The following is a 25,378-nucleotide window of genomic DNA, read 5'->3' on the forward strand; positions in this document are numbered from 1 at the left end:
GGGTCGTGGGCCCCTACGGGGCGCGCGTACCGTCCGCCGGGGTGGGCTCGGGGGCTTCCTTGAAGTCGACCCGGCCCATGTGCCGGCTCATCGACTTCATCAGGCCCCACACGCCCAGGGCGAGGGCCGCGAACACGATGAAGCCCAGGATTCCGGGGGTCACCTTGTTCTTGTCGAAGGTGTCACCCGCCAGCGGAAGAAGCTCGTTCAGTGCTGCCTGCGTAGCGCTCATAGCTACGCATTCTCCCGGATGCCCGCGAAGAGGTCGGACTCGGGGAGGGAAGTGTCCACGAGCGACTTCGCCAGCTCGTACTCCTCGGTCGGCCAGACCTCCTTCTGGATCTCCATCGGCACGGTGAACCAGCCGCCGTCCGGGTCGATCTGCGTGGCGTGCGCGATGAGCGCCTTGTCACGGATCTCGAAGAAGTCGGCGCAGGGCACGTGCGTGGTCAGGGTCCGCTCGGCGCGCTGGAACTCCTTCCACCGCTCCAGCCACTCGCCGTAGGGGGACTCCAGGCCGCGCGAGAGGAGGGCCTCGTGCAGGGCGATGGTGCGCGGCTTGTTGAAGCCCTGGTTGTAGTAGAGCTTCTGCGGCTGGTACGCCGGGCCGAACTCGGCCTCCGGGTACTTCTCGGTGTCGGCCGCGCCTTCGAAGGCCACCATGGAGATCTTGTGGGTCATGATGTGGTCGGGGTGCGGGTAGCCGCCGTTCTCGTCGTAGGTGGTGATCACCTGCGGCCGGAAGGCGCGGATCTTGCGCACCAGGCTGCCGGCGGCCTCGTCGAGGTCGGCCAGGGCGAAGCAGCCCTCGGGCAGCGGCGGCAGCGGGTCGCCCTCGGGCAGGCCGGAGTCGACGTATCCCAGCCACTCCTGGTCGATGCCGAGGATCTCGCGGGCCTCGTCCATCTCCTTGGCGCGCACCTCGTGGATGTGCTCCTCGATGTACTTGTCGCCCTGGAGCTTGGGATTGAGGATGGAGCCGCGCTCACCGCCCGTGCAGGTCACCACCAGCACGGACACCCCCTCGGACACGTACTTGGCCATGGTGGCCGCGCCCTTGCTCGACTCGTCGTCGGGGTGGGCGTGGACGGCCATCAGTCGAAGCTGCTCGGTCAAGACAGGATCCTCTTTGAGTCGTCAGGGCGTACGCGTCCTATAGTGACCGAATCGGGGGGCGGAAAAATTCCGGGGGGTCGCCCCGGGATTTCCGGTGTTCGCCCATCTCGAAGGGAACGATCGATGAGCGCGGTGCGCGAAGGACTGCCCGAGGGCCGCTACGGCCGGTCGGCGGACGAGCGGGCCGATCGCAAGCTCAAGATCGTCGGTTCGGTGCTGGGCGTCGGGCTGCTCGGTGTGGTCGGCTGGATCGGCTGGGACTACGTCGCCGGGCAGAGCGTCAGTGCCGAGGTCATCAAGTTCCAGGTGGTCTCCGACAGCGCGGTCGACGTGCACCTGGAGATCCGCAAGGACGCCTCGGTCACCGGGGTGTGCACGCTCAGCTCGCAGGACGAGGAGCACGGCGAGGTGGGCCGCGCCGACTTCACCTTCGCGCAGAAGGACAAGCGCGTGGACGAGCTCGTCACGTTGAAGACCACCGGCCGGGCCACGATGATCGAACTGATCGGCTGCCGGGCGGCCGGCTCCGCGAACTGAGGGGCAACACGCCGGACGGCGGAGTGGTTCCTTCCGGCGGATCCCCGTTTCCAGGCTTCGCCGCCGCGCTCTGACGCACTTCACACACTTCGTGTCCTCCCCCTTCCCTTCCCGAATTGTTAGGCTCGTGGTTTCGTCCGCCGCTGGCGGCTTTTGTAGTCCCCTGTACCGACGAGGAGCACCCGTGACCCAGACGAGCGAAAGCGTCACCTGGCTGACCCAGGCGGCGTACGACCAGCTGAAGGCGGAGCTGGACTACCTCTCTGGTCCCGCACGCACGGAAATCGCGGTCAAGATCGCGGCCGCCCGCGAAGAGGGCGACCTGCGTGAGAACGGCGGTTACCACGCGGCCAAGGAGGAGCAGGGCAAGATGGAGCTCCGCGTCCGCCAACTGACGCAGCTCCTGGAGAAGGCCAAGGTCGGCACCGCGCCCGCGTCCGAGGGCGAGGTCGCCCCCGGCACGCTCGTCAAGATCGCCTTCGACGGCGATGTGGACGACACCATGGAGTTCCTGCTGGCCTCGCGCGAGTACGCGTCCTCGGACTTCGAGACCTACTCCCCGCAGTCCCCGCTGGGCACCGGTGTGATGGGCAAGAAGATCGGCGAGGACGCCGAGTACGAGCTGCCGAACGGCAAGAGGGCCTCGGTCAAGATCCTTGACGTCAAGCCCTTCACCGGCTGATCACCCCCCTTCGCAAGATTTCGCCCCGCCGGGCTGCTGCCCGGCGGGGCGAAGCGCTTTTCCGCTCCTGCGGACCGTGCGGTCAGGAGGTCACGCGGTCGCCGAGCGGTACTTGCGCACCGCCAGGGTCCGGAAGACCACGATGATCAGCACCGACCAGAGGATGGACGCGATGACCGGGTGCTGCATCGGCCAGGCCTCGGGGACCGGGTAGCCCGGCGGCAGGTTGCCGAAGAGCTGGCGGGCCGCCTGGACGGTGGCGCTGAAGGGGTTCCACTCCGCGATGTGCCGCAGGAACGTCGGCATGTTGTCGGAGGGGACGAAGGCGTTCGAGATGAACGTCAGCGGGAAGAGCCAGATCAGCCCGCCCGAGGTGGCCGCCTCCGGGGTGCGCACCGACAGGCCGATCAGGGCGCCGATCCAGGAGAACGCGTAGCCGAGCAGGAGCAGCAGGGCGAAGCCGGCGAGTACCTCGCCGATGTTCGTGTGGGTGCGCCAGCCGACGATCAGCGCCACGACCGCCAGGACGACGAGCGTGAGGGTGGTCTGCACGAGGTCGGCGAGGGTGCGGCCGGTCAGGACCGCTCCGCGGGCCATGGGCAGGGAGCGGAAGCGGTCGATGAGGCCCTTGTGCATGTCGTCCGCGATGCCCGCGCCCGCGCCGGCCGTGGCGAAGGTGACGGTCTGGGCGAAGATGCCCGCCATCAGGAACTCGCGGTAGGCGGCGGGCGAGGTGTTGCCGCCGACGGATATGGATCCGCCGAAGACGTAGCTGAACAGGACGACGAACATCACCGGCTGGATCACGCCGAAGATGATCATCTCGGGGATGCGGGACATGCGGATCAGGTTCCGCTTGGCCATGACCAGGGAGTCCTTGACTCCCTGGACGATCCCGCCGCTCGGTCGGGGTGCCAGCGGCTCCGGGGTCGTGGAGGTGAGGGTCATTTCGTCGCCTCCTTACGGGCCTTGCGGCCGCCCTTGGGCTTCGCGTCGGCGGGGCCCTCGCCGTTCTCTTCGGCCGCCAGCTCCGCCGCGTGGCCGGTCAGCGAGATGAACACGTCGTCCAGGGTCGGCCGGCGCAGACCGATGTCGTCGATCTCGATGCCGCGCCCGTCCAGCTCGCGGATGACCTCGGCGAGCAGCTTGGCGCCGCCGGAGACCGGCACGGTCAGCTTGCGGGTGTGCTCCTCGACGGTGGTCTCGCCCTTGCCGAATCCCGCGAGGACCTCACGGGCGCTCGCTATGTGATCGCGCTCGTGCACGACGACCTCGACGCGCTCGCCGCCCGTCCGGGCCTTGAGCTGGTCGGAGGTGCCGCGCGCGATGACCTTGCCGTGGTCGACCACGCAGATGTCGTGCGCGAGGTGGTCGGCCTCCTCCAGGTACTGCGTGGTGAGCAGCAGGGTGGTGCCGCCCGCGACGAGCTCCTGGATGATCGCCCACAGTGCCTGGCGGTTGCGCGGGTCGAGGCCGGTGGTGGGCTCGTCCATGAACATCACGGGCGGGCTGACCACGAGGGCCGCCGCGAGGTCGAGGCGCCGGCGCATGCCGCCGGAGTACGTCTTGGCGGTGCGGTCCGCGGCGTCGCCGAGGTTGAAGCGCTCCAGCAGTTCGGCGGCACGGACCTTCGCGGCCTTGGCGCTCATCTGGTAGAGCTGGCCGACCATTTGGAGGTTCTCACGGCCGGTCAGATATTCGTCCACGGCGGCGAACTGGCCGGAGAGGCCGATGGCGCGGCGGACTTCGTTGGGGTGCTTGAGGACATCGATGCCCGCGACGACGGCCTTGCCACTGTCGGGCTGGAGGAGGGTGGTCAGGACGCGCACGGTCGTGGTCTTGCCCGCGCCGTTGGGGCCGAGCAGGCCCAGGACGGTGCCTTCGGGGACATCTAGGTCCACGCCGTCCAGAGCCCGTACATCGCCGAAGGTCTTGACCAGACCTTCGGCGTAGATGGCGCCTGGCATATGGATTCTCCCAGTGTGGATCGGGCCAGCAGAATCGGTGCATTCCTACGCGAATCTTATGAGCGCGGGCCTGGGCCCGCCGTCCGGGCGACACCGTAATGCGCTATATCGCGTGCCGCTACGGAATTTCCCGGGCCGCGCGGAGGACCGAGGACCCGCCGGGATTCGCGTGCCCCGACCAGTACTAGCTCATGACCCTGTATCCCGCGCTGTGCAGCGACCGCGCGACCTCCGCGCAGTGCTTCGGCCCCTTCGTCTCCAGGTGCAGCTCCACCTCCACCTCCGTGAGCCCGAGCCGCGGGTCGGTCCGCACGTGGCTCACGTCCAACACGTTCGCATCCACCACTGACAACACCCCGAGCAGGCCGGCCAGCGCCCCCGGCCGGTCGGTCACGCGCAGCCGCAGGGACAGGTAGCGGCCGGCCGCCGCCATGCCGTGGCGCAGGATCCGCTGGAGGAGCAGCGGGTCGACGTTGCCGCCGGACAGGACGGCCACCACCGGGCCGCCGCCGTACAGTTCGGGCTCGCTCAGCAGGGCGGCCACCGGGCTGCACCCGGCCGGCTCGACGACCAGCTTCGCCCGCTCCAGGCAGAGCAGCAGGGCGCTGGAGAGCGCGTCCTCCGACACCGTACGGACGTCGTCGAGCAGCTCGCCGATGATTTTGAAGGGGATGTCGCCGGGCCGCCCGACCCTGATGCCGTCCGCCATCGTGACCGGGTTGTCGATCGACACCGGGTGCCCGACCTTGAGCGAGGGCGGGTACGCGGCCGCGCCCGCCGCCTGTACGCCGATCACCCGGACGTCCGGGCGCAGCGCCTTCACCGCGACCGCCACACCGGCCGCGAGCCCGCCGCCGCCGATGCCGACCAGGATCGTGCGGACCTCCGGGCACTGCTCCAGGATCTCCAGGCCGACCGTGCCCTGGCCCGCGATGATGTCGCGGTGGTCGAAGGGGTGGATGAACACCGCTCCGGTGCGGTCCGCGTACTCCTGGGCGGCGGCCAGCGTCTCGTCCACGACCTGCCCGTGCATCCGCACCTCGGCGCCGTAGTCCTGGGTCGCGGCCACCTTCGGCAGCGGCGCCCCCATCGGCATGAACACGGTCGAGCGGACCCCGAGGAGCGAGGAGGCGAGCGCGACGCCCTGCGCGTGGTTGCCCGCGCTGGCGGCGACGACGCCGGCGGCGCGCTGCTCGGGGCGCAGGCCCGCGATGCGCACGTACGCCCCGCGCAGCTTGAAGGAGCCGGTGCGCTGGAGGTTCTCGCACTTGAAGTGCACCGGAGAGCCCGTGAGCGAGGAGAGGTACCGGCTGCCCTCCATCGCGGTCACCCGGGAGACGCCGGAGAGCATCTTCTGGGCCCCCCGGACGTCGTCGAGGATGACCTGCGGCACGGGCTGCGGCACTCGGTAGTTCATACGGCCAGTCTCTCAGCCCGCGCGGATCGCGGCGCAGGGCGAAAGCCCCGGAGGACGGGCCCGGGCGGTCGATATCCGGCCATCCGGGACGGCCTCTGTCCGGGCTCCCGCACCGGTCGTATCAGTTCTCGTACGAGGAGTACGAGCCGCCGCACGGCCGCGTACTCTGTCCCCCATCCTTGTCGGCCCCATGCGAAGAGAGCTCACGGCCATGCCCTCCACCTCGGCCAGTTCCGACCTGCCCGCGCCGGCCGGCGCGCCCGCCGAAGCCGGTCTCCTCGACGCGCTCCAGCACCAGGTGGCGGTCTTCGCCCGGCGCGCGGAGCAGACCCGCCTGGGCGGGGTCGGCCAGGCCCGCAATTCCATGGACCGGGCCGCGTACCTGCTGCTGAACCGTCTCGACCTGGAAGGTCCGATGGGCGTCAAGGCGCTCGCCGGCGGCATGGGCATCGACTCCTCCACCGTCACCCGGCAGGTCGCGCCGCTCGTCGACAGCGGCCTGGTCAAGCGGACTTCGCACCCGGAGGACGGGCGGGCCGTGGTGCTCGCCCTCTCTCCGCGCGGGCTCGCCCGGCTGGAGGAGGTCCGCTCCTCGCGGCGCGAGCTGATGGCCCGGGTGACGGACGGCTGGAGCCAGGACGAGCGCGAGGCGTTCACCGGTCTGCTGACCCGTTTCAACATCTCGCTGTCCGAACTGATGTCGGCGGGCTCCGAGGCCGGCCCCGCCTCCTGATCCGGGTGCGACCGACCCCTTGACCGGGATGGTCCCGCAGACCGCACTATGTGGACTGTGGACCAAGGGCCGGGCCCCTACGCCGAGTTCGAAGCCTTCGTCGCGGGTGCGGCGGGGCGGCTCCTGCGCGTCGCGATCCTGCTCACGGCCGAGCCTGAGGAGGACGCGCCCGCCGCACGCGGGCTCCTCGGGAGCGCGCTGGCCCGTACGTACGCGAACTGGCGCAGGCTGCGCGGGGACGATCCGTACGACTACACGCGCCAGGAGCTGTGCGCCGCCTTCGCCCGCGCCGGCCGCCGCCACCACGGCGGCAGCGGGGTCCTGGCGCGGCTGGGCCCGCTGGAGCGGCTCGTCCTGGTCCTGCGGATCTACGAAGGGGTCGCGGAGGAGGTCACGGCCGCGCAGCTGGGGCTGCCGCCCGAGCGGGTGCGGGCGCTGTGCAACCGGGCCGTGGCCGGGCTGCGCCCCCGGCACGCGGGCGTACTCGACTCGGGCTCCGACGCCCGGACCGATCCCCATCGGCGGGAGGCCGCATGAGCCGTCCGGATCCCAAGGAAGTCCAGGTCAGGCAGCTCATGGAGGGCCCGTACCCGACGCTGCCGACCGGGTTCGCGGCGGGCGCGGCAGCGCGCGGCGACAAGCTGCTGCGGCGCCGCGCGGTGGTGCGCAAGATCGGCTGGACGCTGCTGGCCACGGCGGTGGTGGCCTTCGTCGTGTGGGCGTCGCTGACGCACGCGTGGACGACTCCGTCGAGCGAGGTCTCCCCGCCCTGGCAGGACTGGTGACGCGGCGCCCTGGCGAAAGACGGACGCCGCCCGGCCGCTCCCCGCAGGGTGCGGCCGGGCGGCGCCGACTACCGGCCGGGGGCCGCTAGCCCAGCGCCTGCGTCAGGTCCGCCAGCAGGTCGTCGACGTTCTCGATGCCGACCGACAGGCGGACGAGGTCCGCCGGGACCTCCAGGGCGGAACCGGCCACCGAGGCGTGGGTCATGCGGCCCGGGTGCTCGATGAGGGACTCGACGCCGCCGAGGGACTCGCCCAGGGTGAAGAGCTTGGCCCGGTCGCAGACCGCGACGGCCGCGTCCTCGCCTCCGGTGACCTGGAAGGAGATCATGCCGCCGAAGTTGCGCATCTGCTTGGCGGCGATCTCGTGGCCCGGGTGCTCGGGCAGGCCCGGGTAGAGGACCTTGTGGACCTTGGGGTGGCGGGTCAGCAGTTCCGCGACCTTCGTGGCGTTCTCCGCGTGCCGGTCCATCCGTACGGCCAGCGTCTTGATGCCGCGCAGCACGATCCACGAGTCGAAGGGGCCGGCCACGGCGCCCATCGCGTTCTGGTGGTAGGCCAGTTCCTCGCCCAGCGCCGCGTCGGCGGTGACGAGAGCGCCGCCGACGACGTCGGAGTGGCCGCCCATGTACTTGGTCAGCGAGTGCACGACCACGTCCGCGCCCAGCGCGAGCGGCTGCTGGAGGTAGGGGGACGCGAAGGTGTTGTCGACGACCAGCTTCGCGCCGGCCGTGCGCGCGATGTCGGCGACGACGGCGATGTCGGTGATGCCGAGCAGCGGGTTGGAGGGGGTCTCGACCCAGATGACCTTGGTCTTCGGGGTGAGGGCTGCCCGTACGGAGTCCGGGTCGGAGGTGTCGGCCACCGACCACTCGACACCCCAGCGGGAGACGACCTTCGCGAAGAGGCGGAAGGTGCCGCCGTAGGCGTCGTTCGGGATGACCACGTGGTCGCCCGGGGAGAGCAGCGTACGCAGCAGGCAGTCCTCGGCGGCGAGCCCGGACGCGAAGGCGAGGCCGCGCCGGCCGCCCTCCAGCGCTGCGAGGTTCTCCTCGAGCGCGGTGCGGGTCGGGTTGCCGCTGCGGCTGTACTCGTAGCCGCCGCGCAGGCCGCCGACGCCGTCCTGCTTGTACGTGGAGACCTGGTAGATCGGGGGCACGACCGCGCCGGTCAGCGGGTCCGCCGTATTGCCCGCGTGGATGGCACGGGTCTCGAAGCTCTGGTGCTCGTGGCTGTCGTCGCTCATGGCCCGATGCTATGCCCCGTCCGGGCCCCGCGCGGCCCTGTCCCCACCATCCCGCCCGGCCCCCTATTGGCCTTTGCGCGGGTACGTCTGGTTCGCTGGGGGCATGGAGATTCTGTGGTTCCTGCTCGCGGTCGGCCTGCTCGTGGCCGTCGTCGGACCGTATGTACGGCGCAGGCGCGGGGGCCTGCGCCTGGTCGCGCCCGGCAGCCCCGACGCCGCCGACCCCTCGGACTACGGATTCGCCCGCCAGGAGGACCTCGACATCCGGATTCCCGGCCCCGACCATGACCTGATGGACGCCCTGGCCCATGTGCAGCACACCGGGCAGTGGCAGGCCGCCTCCCAGCTGCTGGCCGGCACCCCGAAGGAGGGCGAGGTGCGCTGGCAGCGCGTCCAGGCCTTCGCCGGCTCGGCGGCGCTGGAACTCGCCCGGGAGCCGGGGGCGGGCGCCCGGTGGCTGAAGGCGTGGCGGCTGGAGGCGCCGAAGGACGCGGGCGGCGCGCAGGTGCACGCCGAGCTGCTGGCGCAGCAGATGTGGAGGCGCCCGGAGGGCATGAGCGACGCCGACGTCCGGATCGTCGCGGAGGAGGCCCGGGAGTCCTGCCGCACGGCCGCGCTGCTGGCCCCCGGCGACCCGGTCCCGTACATCGTCGAGCTGGCCGTCGCCCGGATGCTGCACTACTCGGAGGCCGAGTACGACGCGCTGTGGGCGCAGGTCATGGACCGGGCGCCGCAGCACATGGGCGCGCACCTGGCCGCGCTGAACTACTGGTGCGAGAAGTGGCACGGCTCCCGGGAGAAGGCCGACGCCTTCACCCACCACGCGGCCGCCCGCGCCCCGCAGGGCTCGCTGCTGGCGGCGCTGCCGCTGTTCGCGCTGTACGAGCACGTCCCCGACGTCGTCCTGATCAGCAGCTTCCACCGGAGCGCGGCCGTGACGCGGGCGGTGGAGGGCGCGCTGTACGCCGTCCACAGCGCGCGGCCCGACGACCCGATGCTGGCGCACGTGCGCCACCTGCTGCTGCTGTTCCTGGTCGGCGGCGAGCGCTGGGCGGAGGCGATGGAACAGGTCCGCCACATCGACGGCTACGTGGGCGCCCTCCCCTGGTCGGCCGACCCGGACCCGGCGGCCTCGTACGCGGTCTACCGCGCCCTGGCGGTCGCCGGCTACGAGGCGAACGGCGGCTCCCCGGCGACCCTGCCGCACTGACGGCTCCGCGCTGTCCAGCGGTTCTACGGCGGCGGCCGCCCCTCCGATGGAGGGACGGCCGCCTTCATGCTGTGGTGGTGCAGGAGGTAGTGGCTGGTCAGGGCGCCGCGTCGAGACTCGGCAGGGGCAGGGGCGCGGTGCCCAGGGTCATGACGGTCCAGCGCTGGGCGCTGGAGGGGTTGCAGTCGAACAGCCAGAGCTGTCGGCCCGGAGTGGTGTCGAAGTTTCCGAGGTCCACGCAGCGACCGGAGACCGGGTTGTAGATCGAGCCGTCGGCACGGGGCAGGAACTTCTGAGCCGGGGTCGGACCGTTGCAGGTCCTCAGTTCGAGCGGGGTGGTGTTGACGGTGCCCGCGTTGGTCGCGCTCACGCACTTGCCCTGGATCCGCAGGGATCCGTCGGCCTTTACCTCGAAGCTCTGAGCGGTGGTGCCGTTGCAGGTCGCGATCTGGATCTTGTTGCCGTCCTGGGTGCCGGCGTAGTCGTTGTCCGCGCACATGCCCGGGGCCTCGGTGAGCGAGATTCGACCCATGGCCCCGGGGGCGGTGGGGGTGGCGGCGTACGAATAGGAGGCGAAGTTGCTGACGCCGCCGTTGAAGACGTCCGAAACCTGCCCGGCGACCTTGTACCGGCCGAAGACGATCGGACCGCTGGGCACGGGGCTGGACGCCGCCGGATGATGGCCGGTGCTGGCGAGGACGCCGTTGACGTAGAGGCTCATCAGGCCGCTGCCGGCGTTGTAGACGGCGGTCAGGCGGGTCCAGGCATCAGGGGTGAACCGGGCCGCCTGATTGGCCACGCCGGTGTGGTCGAAGGGCCACGCGCCGCCCTGGGCGCTGGCCAGGGCGAAGTGCCACTGACCGGTCTTGTGGTCGGCGTAGATCATGAAGGAGCTGTTCTGGGTGCCGTCCTGGCTGACGACCAGGCTGTTCTGGTTCGCCGGGGTCGTGGCAGAGCGCTTGGCCCAAGTGGTGAGGGTGAAATCCTGGCGGGTGTCGATACCCGGACCGCTGGTGGTGATGGTCGACCCGGCGCCCTGGAACGCCGCGTACGTCGTGCTACGGCCTTCGATGGTTCCGGTGGGCCAGGTGATGCCGGCGGTGGTGGCGGGGTGGTTGGTGCCGCCGGCGCTGGGTGTCGTGTTCGTGGTGCCCGTCAGGCCGGTCAGCTTCCACTGATACGTAGGGGTGTTGAGGTTGCCCTGGAGGGTGAAGGTGGGGGCGATGCCGGTGACGGTGGGGTAGGGGATCGTGGTGCCGTTGGGGGCGGTGCCGATGCCGTTGAAGACGACGAGCTGCTGATCCTTGTCGACGGCCCAGAGGTCAGGGATGTTGTCGCCAGTGAGGTCGCCGTCGGAGCCGACGCGGGAGTAGCGGATCCGGTCGATCTTGCCGTCGAAGAGACCGGCGGACGGGTCGGTGAACCCGGTGAGCACGGGGGCCTCAGGGGTGCCCTTGATGCTGAAGGCGTGGAGGGTGCCGTCAGTCTTGGAACGGGCCCACAGAGTGGGAAAGTTCGTGCCCTGGGCCCGGCCGGGGGTGATCAGGTCGTAGCCGTCCCAGCGAGTGTCGTTTGCCGAGAGCAGGATTGCCGTGTCATCGAGCCTGTTGGGTTTGATGCCGGGAAGAGCCAGCCACAGACGCCCGTTCTCCACGAACAGGAGGGAGGTCTGGGGGAGGGAGTTCGGGCTCCCGGGGACGCTGTCACCGGTGAGGGAGCCGAATGCGGCAATCTGAGTGACCTTGCTCCAGTCAGCGCCGAAGTCGTGGGTGGAGCAGGTAATGGCTTTCGCGTCGGGGCCGACGCAGCGGGTGGGCTTGACCACGTTGGTGGGAGCCTGTCCGTCGACCAGTCCGGTGCCGTTGTTGGTGAAGACGTAGAGGTTGGGCTTGGCGGGTTCATGTGCGAAGAGGTCGTCGACGGGCTTGTCGCCGAGGTTTCCGCGGTGGGTGAGCTGGATGCCGCTCCAGCCGTTGCCGCTCAGGCTGGAGCGGGCGAGAGCGACGGGCGAGGTGGCGGGGTCGCCGCCGCCGTTGATCTGGCGAATGTTGCCGGCGGCGTCGGCGAGGACGACGTCGGCCTTGCTGTCGCCGTTGATGTCACCGAAGATCGGGGCGGGGCTCTTGGGGTTGGACGGGACGTAGAAGCTGTAGGCGACCGGCTGGGACATGTTGCCCGCGTTGTCCTGGGTCTGCAGGTAGAGGTAGTTGGTGCCCCAGGCCTGCGGGGTGAAGTTGACCGTCGCCTTACCACCGGTGAGCTTGGTGATCCGGCTGTCGGTGTCGGAGCAGTTCCAGTCGGAGGCGGCCTTGACCGGGTCGGTCGTCCAGCGGGCGCAGGCCAGACCGGAGCTGCGGGTACTGCCGTTGATGGGGGCGTTGTCCGCACCGGCGAGGGTGAAGGTGCCTGGCTCACCCACACGCTTGGGGTGACCGCCGGTCGTACCGGAGGCCGGGAAGTCGACGGAAGTCACAGCCGCCGACGGCGGCGTCCCGTCGACCCGGAAGTAGCAATACGAAGTCTCGGCACTGACCAGAGTCCCGTCCGTGGCGACGGAGGTCCAGCCGTACTGGTGACCGTCGATGAGCTTTCCGACATCCACGACAGCGTCGCCGGAGGAGCCGTTCCAGCCGGTCTGGCTCCACGTGGCGGTTCCCGCGTCGTCGTCCCAGAGCTTGAACGTCGTCTGGAGCTGGCGACCGGTGGCCGAGTTGGTGGCAGACGTCAAGTGGACGTTGGTGTTGGCTCCGAGCCAGCCCGGATTGTCGGAAGGGTTGGTCGTACCGGGAGTGCGGCAGGCGGAGTAGGCGCCAGTGCCGGCGAAGCCGGGGGTGGGGCTGGTTCGGGGGTTCCCGACGGTGGGAGTGATGTCGTACGTGACGACGATGTGGGGGGTGTTGCTGAACCGCTGCCGGTAGTGCATGTTGCCTTCGTCGTCCGGCGCGAAGCCGAAGGTGAAGGTCGGCCAGCGGTTCCAGGCAGCGCTCTTCATCTGGGTGGTGACGTCGTACTCGATTTCACCGGTGCCCGAGATGCTCGCGCCGCCGATCTTGGCGCAGCCACCCATGCGCGAGGCCCGGTCGCAGGGCTGGTTGTTCCACGTAGTGGGATTACCGATCCCCGTGGGGCTGTGGTATAGACCCATCGGCGTGGCCGTGCTCGGACTGGATGAGGAAACGACCGTGGCGTGGAGCCGGGCGTCGATGACCTCGGTACCGTGGATGGTCGAGTTGATCCCGACCTGGAAGTAGGCGCGCTCCCGACCCTTCTTGGTACAGGTCGAGTAGCCGCAGTAGCCGGCGGCCGGCGTGTCCTGGCCGTCCGAGGTCCCGTTGAACTCATTGGTGTCGCTGTAGGCCTCCTGGACCTGCGCCCACGCCTGGTTGGCGCTGTCGGCCGAGGGGTTGACGCCGGGGTCGATGTACCAAGGGCCGGTGCCCTGGCCGAGCAGAGCTGTGTCGGGGATCAGCTCGATGGCGGTCGCGTCGGCCTTGACGGCGAGCGGCTTGACGTTGGCGCCCTCGCCCGGACCATCCGCGCTGGAAACAGCCGGCCGATCGGTGGCGGGTGCCGCGGACCACGCGCTGTCCACGCTCGCTGACTTGCCCGCGAGCGCGGCCGCGGGCGCGGTTGCTGCGGAATCCCACATGAAGGAGGTGGGGCTTGAGAAACGCGCCGTGCCCTGGGCGTCCTTGAAGATGATGTTGCCCGCGGCGTCGGCGGAGGTGCTCAGTGCCGGCGCATCGACATCGAGGCGGATCGTCTTCAGGGCCGGGTTCGCCGCAGCTTCGGCCGTACGCACGATGAGTACCTGGCTCCAACCGCCCAGCTGCGTGGCGCTCAGGCGCAGGTCCACGTCCGGCATGACGTTCTTGTAGAGGGCGTCGTTGCCGTCGAGTGTCGGTTTGGGGAGTGGGAAGGGGGCTTTGACGGCCAGCTTCTTGCCGTCGGCCGTGGTCATCGTCGCCATCGGGCCGGTGCCGCCGCCCGATATGGTGAGCGGGGAGGGAACGGCCCTCGGGGACAACGTGCCGTCGGCGTTCACACTCAGCGCGGTGTCGACCCCGCGCCAGGAGCCGTCCGCCTGCTTGACCCGCTCCGGAGCGGGACCGGCCTCAGTGGTGAGCGTGCCGCCCGGGTTGGCGAACGTCTGCGAGTTTCCAGTCGTCAGGCGGTCGATGGCCACCGGCTTCCCCATGGCCCTGGCCTGCCAGAGCGCCTCGTCCACGGCCTTCTCCAGCGCAGAGGGGGCGGGCTTGGCGGTGGGGGCCGGCCAGCCCTGCGCGGCAGGCTCGTTCCCCGCGAAGGCGGGAGGGGCGACGACCAAACCCGCCGCGAGCGACAGCACAACAGCGCCTATCGCGGGGAGCATCACGGTGACGGATGCCCGACGACGCCGGGGTGTACCCGGCCTGGGAATGAGTGATGAAGATTCTGGCCCCATGGGCGGAAGTCCTCGCAATGCGTCGCATCAGTTAACGGGTAGTCAGCCGCACGTTCCTTGGCGTCCGCAAACTTGTCAACATTTTATAAGATCCATATGTCCCATTCGCCACGCGAACCACCACATTGCCCGACGGGTGACATTGATCATGTGATGGAATGTCAGAAAATCCTGCGCGAATAGACCCGTCCTCCTTAAGGTGCGCTTGATCCGGACCCCTGTCGGTCCGGACTCTCTCGTTCCTTTCCTGTGGGGGGATTTTGTTGTCTCGTCGGAGTCGGTTCCTAGCGCGTTCGCGCGCAGGCCGACCACGTATAGCGATGGTCGCCGCGCTCGCGGTGCTCGTCTCCGGCCTGGGATTGCCCATGGCCGAAGCGGCGGCGAAGCCGCCGAAGGTGTGGGTGCCGCCGAATACGGCACTGCCACAGACAAAGCCCGTCAAGGGTTCGAACACCAAGCCGGACGGCACTAAGGCACCGACCAGTAAGCCGTGGGTCCCCGACGCGAAGGCGAAGGCACCGTCGGGCGTCGCGACGGTCTCGATCGATTCAACTGCGGCCACACGAACTTCCCCTGACACAAGAGGAATTCAAGCCAGCGGACTACCCGTCTGGGTCGCTCCGGCAAATGGAGCGAACTCCTCAGCAAAGCTGTCCGAACTCGCGACCGCACCTTCCGCCGGCAACGACAGCAGAACGTTGCGGGTCGAAGTGAAGGATGCCGAGAAGACCCGCGCCGCCGGGGTCAACGGCGCACTCGTCGCGCTGACCGGAATCACGGGCGGCGCCTCCCCCGGCAAGGTCGAGCTCGGTTTCGACGTGTCGGCGTGGACGAAGGTGACCGGGGCGAACTGGGCCGACCGCGCCCGCGTGGTGCGTCTCCCGAACTGCGCCCTGACCACCCCCGGCGCCTCAGGCTGCACTGCACGCACCCCCGTCGCCTCGCACCGGGACGCATCAGGCAGGCTGATCGCCGAGGTCGATGGCCCGAAGAGCGCTACGACGACCAAAAGCGCCCTGGCCCCCGGGACGAAGTCCACGCCCGAGGCCGCACCGCAGGTCCTGGCCTCAGACCCCGTCGTACTCGGCGTGGAGGCCGGTCCGTCGGGTCCGAGCGGTGACTTCAGCGCAACTCCGCTACTTCCTTCGTCCTCTTGGCAGGCCGGTTCGAACGCGGCGAACTTCACCTACGGCTACACGATGGAGGTTCCGTCTTCCATCGCCGGTGCGGGCCCGAGCATGGGTCTGGGTTACGACTCGTCCTCGATCGATGGCCGGACCGCGTCGACGAACGCGCAGTCGAGCGGGTTCGGCGAAGGCTGGGACTGGAGCCCAGGATCGATCTCCCGCTCGTACAAGGGCTGCAAGGACGCGGGCATCGCGGACTCGGGTGACGAGTGCTGGGCCGGAGACATCCTCTCCCTGAACCTGGCGGGCCACGCCGGCCAGATCGTCCGCGACGACGCCACGTGCGTCTACCACCTCCAGGGTGAGGACGGCACCAAGATCGAGCGCCTCACCGACCAGCGCAATGCGGCTTGGAAGGGTGAGGGCTTCAAGGTCACCACGACCGACGGAACCCAGTACTACTTCGGCTCCAACCGCCTGCCGGGCGGAGACGGCACCGACACCCCGGCCCAGTCCGTCTCCACTGTTCCGGTGTACTTCAACAGCGGCCAGGACAAGTGCCTGGGTGCTGCCACTCCCGCGAACGGCACGTGGCAGCAGCTGGGCTGGCAGTGGAACCTCGACTACGTCGTGGACCCGCACCAGAACCTCGTCTCCTACCGCTACGCGCAGGAGGACAACTACTACGGCCGCGGCGGTGGCCAGAACAACGGTGTCGGTACACCGGAGAAGTACCAGCGCGGCAGCTACCCGACCTGGATCGGCTACGGCCAGCGCCTGCCCGAACAGATCGCGGCGAAGGGTACCGCCAAGCCTGCCGCCCAGATCGTGATCAGGAACGCGGAGCGCTGCGACCCGATCGGAGCCGTCACCTGCACGGACACCGCTCAGCGGATCCCGGCGAACGCCAAGTCCTGGCCCGACACCCCGCTCGACCAGGAGTGCGCGGCAAGCGGACAATGCCTCAACCTCTCGCCGACCTACTTCACGACGAAGAAGTTCACCCAGATCGCCACGGGGGTGTGGTCAGGCACGGCGTGGCGAACTGTCGACACGTACAACTTCAAACACTCCTTCCAGGCCCCGGGTGATGGTTCGTCTCCGACCCTGTGGCTCGACTCGATCGAGCGGATCGGCACCAACGGCAAGACAGCGGCCAAGGTACCCCTGGTCTCGTTCACGCCGACGCAGATCCCCAACCGAGTCGACGGCGTCGTCAAGCGCCCCAACGGTACGGTCGCCACGACCTCCAGTTACCGGCGCCCGCGCATCCAGACGATCACCACCGAGACCGGCGGCCAGATCAACGTCGCTTACAAGGCCCCCGAGTGCTCGCGCCTGAAGGGCACCATGCCTTCCTCGGCGGACACCAACACGATGGCGTGCATGCCAGTCAAGTGGTACCTGCCCGACCAGTCCTTCCCGGATCCTGTGGACGACTGGTTCAACAAGGTCATCGTCGAGTCCGTCACACAGCAGGACATGGTCGGCGGTCAGGTCACCGCGGTGACCGACTACGAGTACGGCGGCGGCATCGCCTGGCACCGCAACGACTCGGAGTTCGCCGACCCCAAGACCCGTACCTGGGACCAGTTCCGCGGCTACTCGACGGTCACCACCCGCACCGGCAACGGCAACGCCGCCGAGGCCCCGCGTACGAAGAGCGTCACGACCTACCTCCGCGGCATGGACGGCGACTTCCTCGCCGACGGCAAGACCAAGCGCAGCGTCACCGTCCCCGACACGCAGGGCGGCACCATCAAGGACGAGAACGTCCTGTCCGGTTTCGTCCGCCAGAGCCAGACCTACGACCGCGACGGCGGCGTGGTGGTCTCCGACGAGGTCACCACACCGAAAATCGGCAAGGTCACCGCAACCCGCGCCCAGGCCGGCGGGATGCCTGCCATCACCGCCCAGGCGGTGAACACCGACAAGGTCACCACCCGCTCCAAGCTCGCCAACGGAACCTGGCGTACGAGCCAGCGTTCCTCCACCTACGACGACACCCTCGCGACACGCCCGATCACGGTGGACGACAACAGTGACGTGTCGCGCACCGACCAGCGGCTCTGTACCACGTTCGAGTATCCGACCGGACCGGGCGGTGCGATCGCCGAGATCGCCTCGCGCACTCTGGTTCTGTCCGGTGCGTGCGGGCAAACCCCAACGGCAGCGAACACGGTCGGGGACACCCTCTCGCTCTTCGACAATCTGCCCCTGGGCCAAGTCGGAGCGACCGCCGACGGTACCGGAACCAAGGTGCTGGAGAAGTACGACGCCGTCGGCAAGGCCGTCTACCGCCTCAACTCCACTTCAACGTATGACGCCTACGGCCGTGTCACCAGCAACACGAACGCGACCCGCAAGGACGCCGCCCACCCCGCCGGCGCCGTGACCAAGACGGAGTACACCCCGGCCACGGGTGTGCTGCCGACCTCGGTGACCCATACCAACCCGCTGGGCTGGAAGTCGGTCACCACTCTCGACTTCGGCCGCTCGCAGCCGCTGAAGACGACCGACGAGAACAACCACGTCGCCGAACGCGTCTACGACTCCCTTGGCCGCGTCGTCTCCATCTGGCAGCCCGGTCAGGACTCCACGAAGGACCTGCCCGTACGTAAGTTCTCGTACGCGATGAACGGCACCAGCGCGCCGTCATCGGTTCTGAGCCAGGCGCTCATGAACGACAAGTCGTACACCTCCAGCTACTCCATCTATGACGGGCTCGGCCGTGTCCGTCAGACCCAGGCCACCACTCCCTCGGGTGTGGCCGGCCGGATGATCACGGACGCGCTGTTCGACTCCCACGGCTGGCAGGTCAAGACCAGCTCCGCCTACTACACGGACCAAGGCTCGCCGTCTGCGGCGCTGTTCCTTCCCAACGGTGGGGTCAATCCCGACAGCAAGATCCCGTCCCAGACCGTTCGGGTCTTCGATGGTCTCGGCCGCACCACCGCCTCCATATTCCAGTCGTTCGGCGTGGAGCAGTCCCGCTCCAAGACCGAATACCCCGGAGCGGATGAAGTCCGTCAGACCCCGCCGGCCGGCGGATTCGCCACGGCGACCATCACCAACGGCACCACCTCGATCCTGCGTCAGTACAAGGCCAATACGCCGACCGGCGCCTACGACGAGACCACGTACCTGTCCAACACCCAGGGCCAGGAGCTGTCGCGTAAGGACTCCGCCGGCAACGAGTGGACGTTCTCCTACGACCTCCTCGGCCGCTCGGTGAAGACCACCGACCCCGACTCGGGCACCAGCACCACGGTCTACGACGACGGCAAGAACCTCGTCACCGCGACGGACGCCCGCGGCAAGAGCGCTACCTCGGTGGCCGACATCCTCGGTCGGACCGTCGCGACGTACGAGGGAACGGCTGTCGACCCGGCCAAGCAGGTCGGCGCGTTCAACTACGACACCAAGATGCTGGGCAAGCCCGACACCACCACCCGCTACGTGGGCGGCAAGACGGGCAGCGCCTACGTATCCGAGATCACCGGCTACGACGGCGGCTACCGCCCGCTCGGCACCAAGGTCACCATCCCTGCCGTCGAAAAGGAACTGGCGGGCACCTACGAGACCACCAACACATACGATGCCTACGGGCAACTGGAGACGACCGTCCTTCCCGGCATCCCCAAGGCCGGTCTCGGCACGGAAACGTTGGGGATCGGCATAGATGTCGCCGGCAACTTGACCGGATTCGCCGGGAAGATCGGACTCACCCGAACCCCGTACCTCGCGGACGTGCGCTACGACCCCTACGGGCGGGCGATCCGCAGCACCGTCGGCGGGTCCGGCATGCAGGTCGTCTCCACTACTGACTACGACGCCGGCAGCGGCCGTCCGGTCCGCTCCACCCTGGACAAGCAGACCGCCGCGACCGCGAGCGTCGATGTCCTGGACTACACCTACAACAAGGTCGGTCAGCTCACCTCGATCGGTGACACCCAGGACGGTGCGGGCCGTGACCTGCAGTGCTTCACGCACGACTACCTGGGTCGCCTCACCCAGGCCTGGACTGACACCGGCACCCAGACCACCGCACCGCAGCCCAGCGTCCGCGGTATCGGCAGTTGCACCAACGCCGGCGGCCCTGCCGTCGACGGCACCGGCAAGCCCAGCGTCGGCGGCAGCGCCCCGTACTGGCAGCAGTACACATACGACAACCTCGGCAACCGTACGAAGCTCGTGAGGAAGGACGTCAAGGGCGCCACCGCCAAGGACGTCACCGTCACCCAGACGTTCGGCCCGAAGACCAACACCCCTTCCACCGACCCGAAGACCGGCGGCGGCACGGGTGGTCCGCATGCGCTGATGACCTCGACCGAGACCGGCCCGGCCGGCACCAAGGTCACCTCCTACACCTACGACGCCGTCGGCAACACGGCGTCCATCACCAGCACTCCCGGCACAAAGACCCTGACCTGGAACGGCCAGGGGAAGCTCGACAAGATCGTCGGTACCGGCGAGAGCGCCGGTACCAGTTACCTGTACGACACGGGCGGCAACCAGCTCATCCGCCGCGACCCCACCAGCACCACGCTCAACCTCGGTACCGACCAGATCACGCTGGACACCGCCAGCGGCAAGGTCTCCAACGTCCGCACCTACGCGGCCCCCGGCGGTCTCTCGATCACCCGCACCACGACCGGAGGCACCTCCACCCTCACCTACCAGGCCTCGGACCACCACGGCACGGGCGGTGTCCAGTTCAAGGCCACCGACCTCGCCCACGTCCGACGCGCGAGCGACCCGTTCGGAAACGAACGCGGCACCCAGCCCGCACCCGGCGCCTGGGCCGGAGACAAGGGCTTCATCGGCGGCACGAAAGAGAAGTCCACTGGCTTCACCCTCCTCGGCGCCCGCGAATACGACCCCACCACGGGCCGCTTCATCAGCCCCGACCCGATCATCGATGCCGGCGACCCACAGCAGTGGAACGCATACGCCTACTCCAACAACGATCCGATCAACAAGTCGGACCCGAGTGGCCTCGCGTGGGAGTGCGGTCGTGGTGAAACCGGTTGCACCCACACCCCCACCGGAGAGGCTCCCGCTAGCAAGACCACCGCTCCGCCGACCGACGGTCCGGACGCGACGGATCTGAACAACGCCAATGCCAAGGTCGATGAAGCCAAGAAGAAGCGCAACAAGCTCATTGACGAAGTCGTCGACATGGTCGGCGATCTGATCGGCTACAACGACGCCCGAGACTGCTTCACCAAGGGCGACGTCATGGCCTGCATCAATACGGCCCTGAACTTTGTCCCCTGGGGCAAGCTCTTCAAAGCCATCAAAATCGGCATCAAGGCTTTCAAGATCTACAAAGAAGTAAACAAAGCCTATGACGCCATCCATGAAGCAGAACGCGGAGCCGCAAAAGCCGCCGAGGCTTACAGCAGCGCGAAGAAGGCGCTAAAAGAAGCCCGCGACGCCGAGGCCAAGGCTGCCAAATCGGCATCAGAGCAAACTGGCAAGGAATCCGTTGAGGACGCCGCCGGCACGGAAAGTAAAGCAGCCAGAGAGACCAGCGGAGCAGAGTCATCGAGTGCTGGCGAAGCCTGCCTGACGAACAGCTTCCCCACCGGCACTCAGGTACGCATGGGCGATGGCAGCTCCAAGAACATGGAGGACGTCCACGTCGGCGATACCGTGATGGCCACCGACCCTCAGACGGGCGAAACCCGCCCACAGAGGGTCACCGACACCATCACGACCCCCGACGACAAGGAATTCACCGACCTCACCCTCACCGATGAGGCCGGCCCTAACGGCTCGTCTGCAAAGATCACCTCCACCTACCACCACCCCTACTGGAGCGAAACCCGCCACCAGTGGGTCGACGCTGGCGAACTCACCGCCGGCGAACAGCTCCGCCAGCCCGACGGGACCACTCTCACGGTCGAGGTGACGCGCAACTACCCCTACGCCGTCACCACACACAACCTCACCGTCGACGACTTCCACACGTACTATGTGCTGGCGGGCGCAACTCCGGTCCTCGTCCACAATTGCGGTACGGTTTATCGCGGCGATTCGCGGTCGCCTATCGAGATCGAAGAGGCTGGTGGGTTCATGCCTCACGACCCGGACGCGGGCACAACTCTCGGGGATTACGCAGAGAACAACACTCACAGCCGTTACGTTGGGACATCTAGGCACAATCAGACTGCTACCGAATTCCCCCAGGGAAGTCGAAGTGGTTACGTCTACGAAATTCGTGGGGCGCCAGGCGGAATCGACGTCAATGCGAGAATGGGCGGCATGAACCCGAACGCCCACGAGGCAGAAATAGCCTTCGACGGCGGAATCCCGTGGGAGTATGTGACTCGAGTCTGGAAGAAGGACGAGTGGGGTGAGATCGACTTCGACTACGATGAGCCAATTTGGCAGAGGTAGCAGTCCATCCCGGTCGATTGGGGAAGAACTTGAAAGATTCAGAGGCCCAGAGACGACTGCTGCGCTACGGCCGTGACATCACTCTTGGCGATGTTACGCGTCTGGAATCGTTCCTCAAGGCGCGAACTGCGCGACTTGCCCAGGCAGAGCGTGGAACCGACGAGCGGCAAATGGCACGCGCCATCAGAACTACCCTGCATCACCTCGTCGTCACACTTCAGCATTCCCTATCTTTTTCGGATGGGGGCAATGAAGCCCAACCGATGGCGCGCTTGCAGGTCCACGTGTCATGGAATGCCTTGTGGGCTCTGGTCTCTTCATGGCGGTGGCATGGAGAGTACGATCAAGAGCGATGGCGTTCTGTCAAGTATTGGGATGAGGGCCAAAAAGAAGAATTCGAAAACCGCCTGGCTAACGAATTCTCCAAGAGTCGACACCCCGACGCCTCCGAGAGTGATGGTAAATAAACTCTGAAGGCGCCACAGCTGTTTAGCTATTAAATCCCGCAAATTTCCCTCAGCTCTGACCAGTGGTGAATTTCAGAAGCCCCGCCGGGTCCGATTCCGGCGGGGCTTCTGCGCGCTTGACGGCAGTAGCTGACGGCAACGTCAGCGGACGGCCAGTGCGCAAGACGGTGGGTCGCCACTGGCATCTGGACCGGTGGAGTTGTGGAGCGTGCGGCCCAGGAGGTCGATGGCGTCCCGCTGGAGCCGGAGCCTTACGTGGGCGTAGACGCTGGCTGTGACGCCAATGTGGGCGTGGCCGAGGAGTTCTTTGATCACGATGAGCTCGACGCCTTGCTCCAGGAGCAGGGTGGCGGTGGAGTGCCGAAGGTCGTGGAAGCGGATGCGGCGGAGCCTGGCCCGGTCTAGGAGAGCGCGGAAGTGGCGATTGAGGTTCGCGGGATCTATCGGCCCTCCCGTCGGCGTTGCGAAGACGAGGCTTCTGCCCTTCCAGCCTTCCGCTGCCGCCTCACGTTCTGCTTCCTGAGCTTCACGGTGTTCTTTCAACGAGTGGATGCACTCGCTGGGGAGAGCGACGCGTCGTTCGGATGCGCGGGTTTTGGTGGGCAGGGCTGTCAGGCCGCCGGTCTGGGTGCGCTGAAGTGTGCGGCGGATGCTGGCAGTGCCGACACTGAGGTCGAGGTCTTCCCACTGAAGGCCGAGAAGTTCGCCCTTGCGGAGGCCGGTACGGAGGGCGAGTTCATACAGCGCGTGCAGGCGGTCGCTTCGGCCGGCGGTGAGGAACTGTCGGGCTTCATCGACGGTGAGGGGTTCGAAGCGCCGAGGTCTCGGGGTGCCAGTGCGGACGTTGCGGGCGACGTTACGCGTGATCTCTTCCTCGCGGACGGCGTGTTCCAGGGCGGACTTGAGGACGGAGTGGATGTACGCCAGCGTCAGCGGTGAGAGCCGCTTGGAACAGCACGTTCCGGCGGCGCAACAGCGGGCCTGATCGCGGCGGGCGTCGATGCCGCGTGCGCAGCACTGGCAGGTGGTGCGGAGCTGGTTGAGCCAGGTACGGACGTCTTTGGCGGTGAGCTTGGCGAGCTTCTTCTTGCCCAGGCCGGGGACGAGGTACTGGTTGACGCAGGCGGTGTATCGGGTGTGGGTGTTCTCGCGGAGTTGATGGACGGCGACCGCCTCCAGCCAGTACGTCAGGTACACGCTTACGCTGCCCTGCGCGGACGGCACAGGGACGCCGCGGTTGCTGGCGGCGATGCTCTCGGTGAGCTTGGTCAGAGCTTCGGTGCGGGTGGTGCCGTAGACACGGACGCGCTTTCGGGTGTTGCCCGGGGCGAGGACGTAGCCGGCGGCTTCCCAGCGTCCGTCTTTGCGCTGGTAGACGGTCCCGTCGCCGTTGGCGCGGACGCGGCGGGAGGGGCTGGGGTCGCGGGGCGTGGTCATCAGGCGGCTTCCTCGTCGAGTCGGGCGTGGATGAAGTCGGTGAGGGCATGGGTGGGGATGCGGCGGGCGCGTCCGAGGGTGATCGAGGCGAGCTGTCGGGTCCGGAGCAGGTCGTAGACGGCGGAGCGGCCGAGCTGGAGGCGGACCATAACCTGGGGCACCGTCAGCAGTTCCTGAGACGTACTGGGCGCAAGGTGGGGCGTGGTGGGCTGGTACGAGGCCATCAGTAGCCCTCTTCCGCTATGAACTGCCGTTCCAGTTCCCTGCGGTGCCAGACGGTGGCAGCGAGGAGTCCGGCGCCGGGGCCGTAGCCCGAGCCGTGGTAGGCCCAGTGGCCGACGATAAGGGTGGTGGTCGGGTCGAGGTCAGGCAGCCCGGCTTGGGCGCGGGCCTGGTCGGTGCGCCAGGCGCGGCGGGCGTCGCGCAGCGCGCCGAGGGTGACGGAGTAGCAGCGGGACTTGGTGGAGAAGTGGCCGCGGAAGCCGAGCATGTGCGCCCACTTCCAGAGCTTCAGGTGTGCGAACTCCGCCAGCTTGCCCAGCTCCCAACACGTGCGGATCATCTGCCGTACGTGACGGGCGACCGCGAGCCGGGGCAGGGGCCGGGCCTGTCCGGTGCCGCCGCAGGCAGTGCATGGGAGCGGGGTCCCATGGGGCAGGAGGGTTGCGCCGCGTCCCTGGCAGGGGCGGCAGAACAGGGCGCGGTCGAGAGTGCCAGAGGCGTCGGCGGACTTGGTGGCGTACTTGGCCACGTACGAGGCGACGGCCTGGTCGGTCAGTTCGGCGTCCGTGCCGAAGGCTGCGATCTCGCGTACGTCGAGCTGTTCGCCCCAGACGAGTTCGCGTTCCCCGACCGCGTCCGACTCGATCGTGACCCGGGCCCGTGAGGCGGCGGCCCGGATGGCGTCGGCGAGCACGGCGACGGTGGCGTACGAGGGTGGGGGCTGGGTATTGCCGTCGGGGCCGTCGAGCCGGATGACGGCGTGGAAGTGGACCAGGCCGCGCTTCTGGTATTCGGCGACCTTGGCGAAGGAGACGCGCAGGACGGCGCGGGCGGCTTTCTGGGTCATGCCGAGTCGGGCGGCGATCTCACGGCGCAGGTAGGTGGTGAAGCGGGCCCACAGTGCGGAGGCATGGGCGTTGAACAGGACCGCGCCCGCGTAGTCGTACGTCGCCGGGTTCAGCGGCGTTCCCAGGAGGGTGTCCGTGGGTTCGTGGAACTTGCGGCAGCGGCAGGGCTGGACATCGCCGCCCGGAGTGGTGGGACGGTTGTGGACGGGGCCGAAGGACGGGGCTGTGAGGGTGGCGAAGACGCGGGGGTGGGTGCGGACGGTGTCGGGGACGGTCTTGCCGCCGGTCAGGCCGGCGCGGATGAGGTGGTAGGTGTCGGCGGCGTAGATGCGGGAGCAGGCCGGGCAGCGGGAAGCACGGCGGTTGCCGCACCCGGTGAGCAGGCTGCCCGTGGGTTCGTCGGACGTGGTGTAGGAGCGCAGTACCTCACCGGTCGTGGTGTCGACGGTGGTGGTGTGGCCGGTCAGGCGGACGGGTTCGGTGCAGCCGCCGAGGTGTTCGATCTGCTGGTGTGCACGGTCGAAGTCGGGCTGGTTGACGAGGTGGAGGAGGTCCCGTACGGCGGGGCTTGCCACGTGGGGCAGGTCCAGGGTGACCATGTCGGGGCGTTCCCTTCTGTCGGGGTGGGTGGCCCCGAGCAGCAACCGGCCAGCGAGGGGGCGGTTGGTGCTGCTCGGGGCATGACGAACCGGGCCCATTGGTGGGCGTGGGGTTGAGGTGGGGTGATCCGGCCGGCGG

Annotated in this window: 18 protein-coding genes; 8 read left to right on the plus strand and 10 right to left on the minus strand. The window is 68.3% G+C overall.

Features of this window, described 5'->3' with window-relative positions:
• Positions 1-13: 13 nt before the first annotated feature.
• Both J7F03_RS00810 and mca read right to left on the minus strand, forming a co-directional pair.
• Positions 14-232, minus strand: coding sequence for a hypothetical protein (locus J7F03_RS00810; protein WP_214946657.1), 219 nt, complete (start codon positions 230-232; stop codon positions 14-16).
• A 2-nt stretch (positions 233-234) separates the two neighbouring features.
• On the minus strand, positions 235-1,116 hold the full coding sequence (gene mca / locus J7F03_RS00815) for a mycothiol conjugate amidase Mca (protein WP_214946658.1): 882 nt from the start codon (positions 1,114-1,116) through the stop codon (positions 235-237).
• 123 nt (positions 1,117-1,239) lie between these two features.
• Between mca and J7F03_RS00820 the strand changes: the two genes are divergently transcribed.
• Together J7F03_RS00820 and greA are read left to right on the plus strand one after the other, a co-directional pair.
• Positions 1,240-1,653, plus strand: a complete 414-nt coding sequence (locus tag J7F03_RS00820) for a DUF4307 domain-containing protein (protein ID WP_214946659.1) — start codon at positions 1,240-1,242, stop codon at positions 1,651-1,653.
• A 184-nt stretch (positions 1,654-1,837) separates the two neighbouring features.
• Positions 1,838-2,335, plus strand: a complete 498-nt coding sequence (gene greA / locus J7F03_RS00825; protein WP_214946660.1) for a transcription elongation factor GreA — start codon at positions 1,838-1,840, stop codon at positions 2,333-2,335.
• A gap of 90 nt (positions 2,336-2,425) precedes the next feature.
• On the opposite strand, the gene J7F03_RS00830 is transcribed toward greA, so the two are convergent.
• The 3 genes from J7F03_RS00830 to ilvA form a co-directional block, all read right to left on the minus strand.
• Positions 2,426-3,283: an ABC transporter permease gene (locus J7F03_RS00830; protein ID WP_214946661.1), complete on the minus strand. Its 858-nt coding sequence runs from the start codon at positions 3,281-3,283 to the stop codon at positions 2,426-2,428.
• A complete protein-coding gene (locus J7F03_RS00835) occupies positions 3,280-4,302 on the minus strand; it encodes an ATP-binding cassette domain-containing protein (RefSeq protein WP_214946662.1) in 1,023 nt (340 codons plus the stop codon). Before J7F03_RS00835 ends, J7F03_RS00830 begins: the two co-directional genes overlap by 4 nt.
• A gap of 184 nt (positions 4,303-4,486) precedes the next feature.
• On the minus strand, positions 4,487-5,719 hold the full coding sequence (gene ilvA / locus J7F03_RS00840; RefSeq protein WP_214946663.1) for a threonine ammonia-lyase: 1,233 nt from the start codon (positions 5,717-5,719) through the stop codon (positions 4,487-4,489).
• 211 nt (positions 5,720-5,930) lie between these two features.
• Here ilvA and J7F03_RS00845 point away from each other — a divergent pair, with 211 nt between their 5' ends.
• From J7F03_RS00845 to J7F03_RS00855, 3 genes are read left to right on the plus strand one after another with little or no spacing between them, the layout of a single operon-like run.
• A complete protein-coding gene (locus J7F03_RS00845; RefSeq protein WP_214946969.1) occupies positions 5,931-6,452 on the plus strand; it encodes a MarR family winged helix-turn-helix transcriptional regulator in 522 nt (173 codons plus the stop codon).
• Positions 6,453-6,509: 57 nt separating this feature from the next.
• On the plus strand, positions 6,510-6,989 hold the full coding sequence (locus J7F03_RS00850) for a sigma factor-like helix-turn-helix DNA-binding protein (RefSeq protein WP_308378871.1): 480 nt from the start codon (positions 6,510-6,512) through the stop codon (positions 6,987-6,989).
• Entirely contained in the window at positions 6,986-7,237 is a 252-nt protein-coding gene (locus tag J7F03_RS00855; RefSeq protein ID WP_214946665.1) for a hypothetical protein, read from the plus strand. Before J7F03_RS00850 ends, J7F03_RS00855 begins: the two co-directional genes overlap by 4 nt.
• Before the next feature lie 85 nt (positions 7,238-7,322).
• Here J7F03_RS00855 and J7F03_RS00860 read toward each other — a convergent pair whose 3' ends face one another.
• A complete protein-coding gene (locus J7F03_RS00860) occupies positions 7,323-8,480 on the minus strand; it encodes a cystathionine gamma-synthase (protein ID WP_214946666.1) in 1,158 nt (385 codons plus the stop codon).
• A 103-nt stretch (positions 8,481-8,583) separates the two neighbouring features.
• On the opposite strand from J7F03_RS00860, the gene J7F03_RS00865 reads away from it, so the two are divergent.
• The gene (locus J7F03_RS00865) at positions 8,584-9,690 is read left to right on the plus strand and encodes a hypothetical protein (RefSeq protein WP_214946667.1); all 1,107 of its coding nucleotides are present in this window, start codon (positions 8,584-8,586) and stop codon (positions 9,688-9,690) included.
• A gap of 97 nt (positions 9,691-9,787) precedes the next feature.
• On the opposite strand, the gene J7F03_RS41845 is transcribed toward J7F03_RS00865, so the two are convergent.
• The gene (locus J7F03_RS41845) at positions 9,788-14,062 is read right to left on the minus strand and encodes a ricin-type beta-trefoil lectin domain protein (RefSeq protein WP_214946668.1); all 4,275 of its coding nucleotides are present in this window, start codon (positions 14,060-14,062) and stop codon (positions 9,788-9,790) included.
• Between the two features lie 782 nt (positions 14,063-14,844).
• On the opposite strand from J7F03_RS41845, the gene J7F03_RS42220 reads away from it, so the two are divergent.
• Complete coding sequence (locus J7F03_RS42220) at positions 14,845-21,666, plus strand: polymorphic toxin-type HINT domain-containing protein (protein ID WP_214946669.1); 6,822 nt, start codon at positions 14,845-14,847, stop codon at positions 21,664-21,666.
• Complete coding sequence (locus tag J7F03_RS00880; protein ID WP_214946670.1) at positions 21,654-22,133, plus strand: hypothetical protein; 480 nt, start codon at positions 21,654-21,656, stop codon at positions 22,131-22,133. The genes J7F03_RS42220 and J7F03_RS00880 overlap by 13 nt, the downstream gene beginning before the upstream one ends.
• 141 nt (positions 22,134-22,274) lie before the next feature.
• Here the strand turns inward: J7F03_RS00880 and J7F03_RS00885 are convergent, their stop codons facing one another.
• The 3 genes from J7F03_RS00885 to J7F03_RS00895 are packed head-to-tail and all read right to left on the minus strand — an operon-like array spanning position 22,275 to position 25,239.
• Positions 22,275-23,570, minus strand: coding sequence for a site-specific integrase (locus tag J7F03_RS00885; RefSeq protein ID WP_214946671.1), 1,296 nt, complete (start codon positions 23,568-23,570; stop codon positions 22,275-22,277).
• Positions 23,570-23,794: a helix-turn-helix domain-containing protein gene (locus tag J7F03_RS00890; RefSeq protein WP_214946672.1), complete on the minus strand. Its 225-nt coding sequence runs from the start codon at positions 23,792-23,794 to the stop codon at positions 23,570-23,572. Before J7F03_RS00890 ends, J7F03_RS00885 begins: the two co-directional genes overlap by 1 nt.
• On the minus strand, positions 23,794-25,239 hold the full coding sequence (locus tag J7F03_RS00895) for a zinc finger-like domain-containing protein (protein ID WP_214946673.1): 1,446 nt from the start codon (positions 25,237-25,239) through the stop codon (positions 23,794-23,796). The genes J7F03_RS00890 and J7F03_RS00895 overlap by 1 nt, the downstream gene beginning before the upstream one ends.
• Between the last annotated feature and the right edge of the window lie 139 nt (positions 25,240-25,378).

The organism is Streptomyces sp. ISL-43 (assembly GCF_018614195.1).
Taxonomy (GTDB): domain Bacteria; phylum Actinomycetota; class Actinomycetes; order Streptomycetales; family Streptomycetaceae; genus Streptomyces.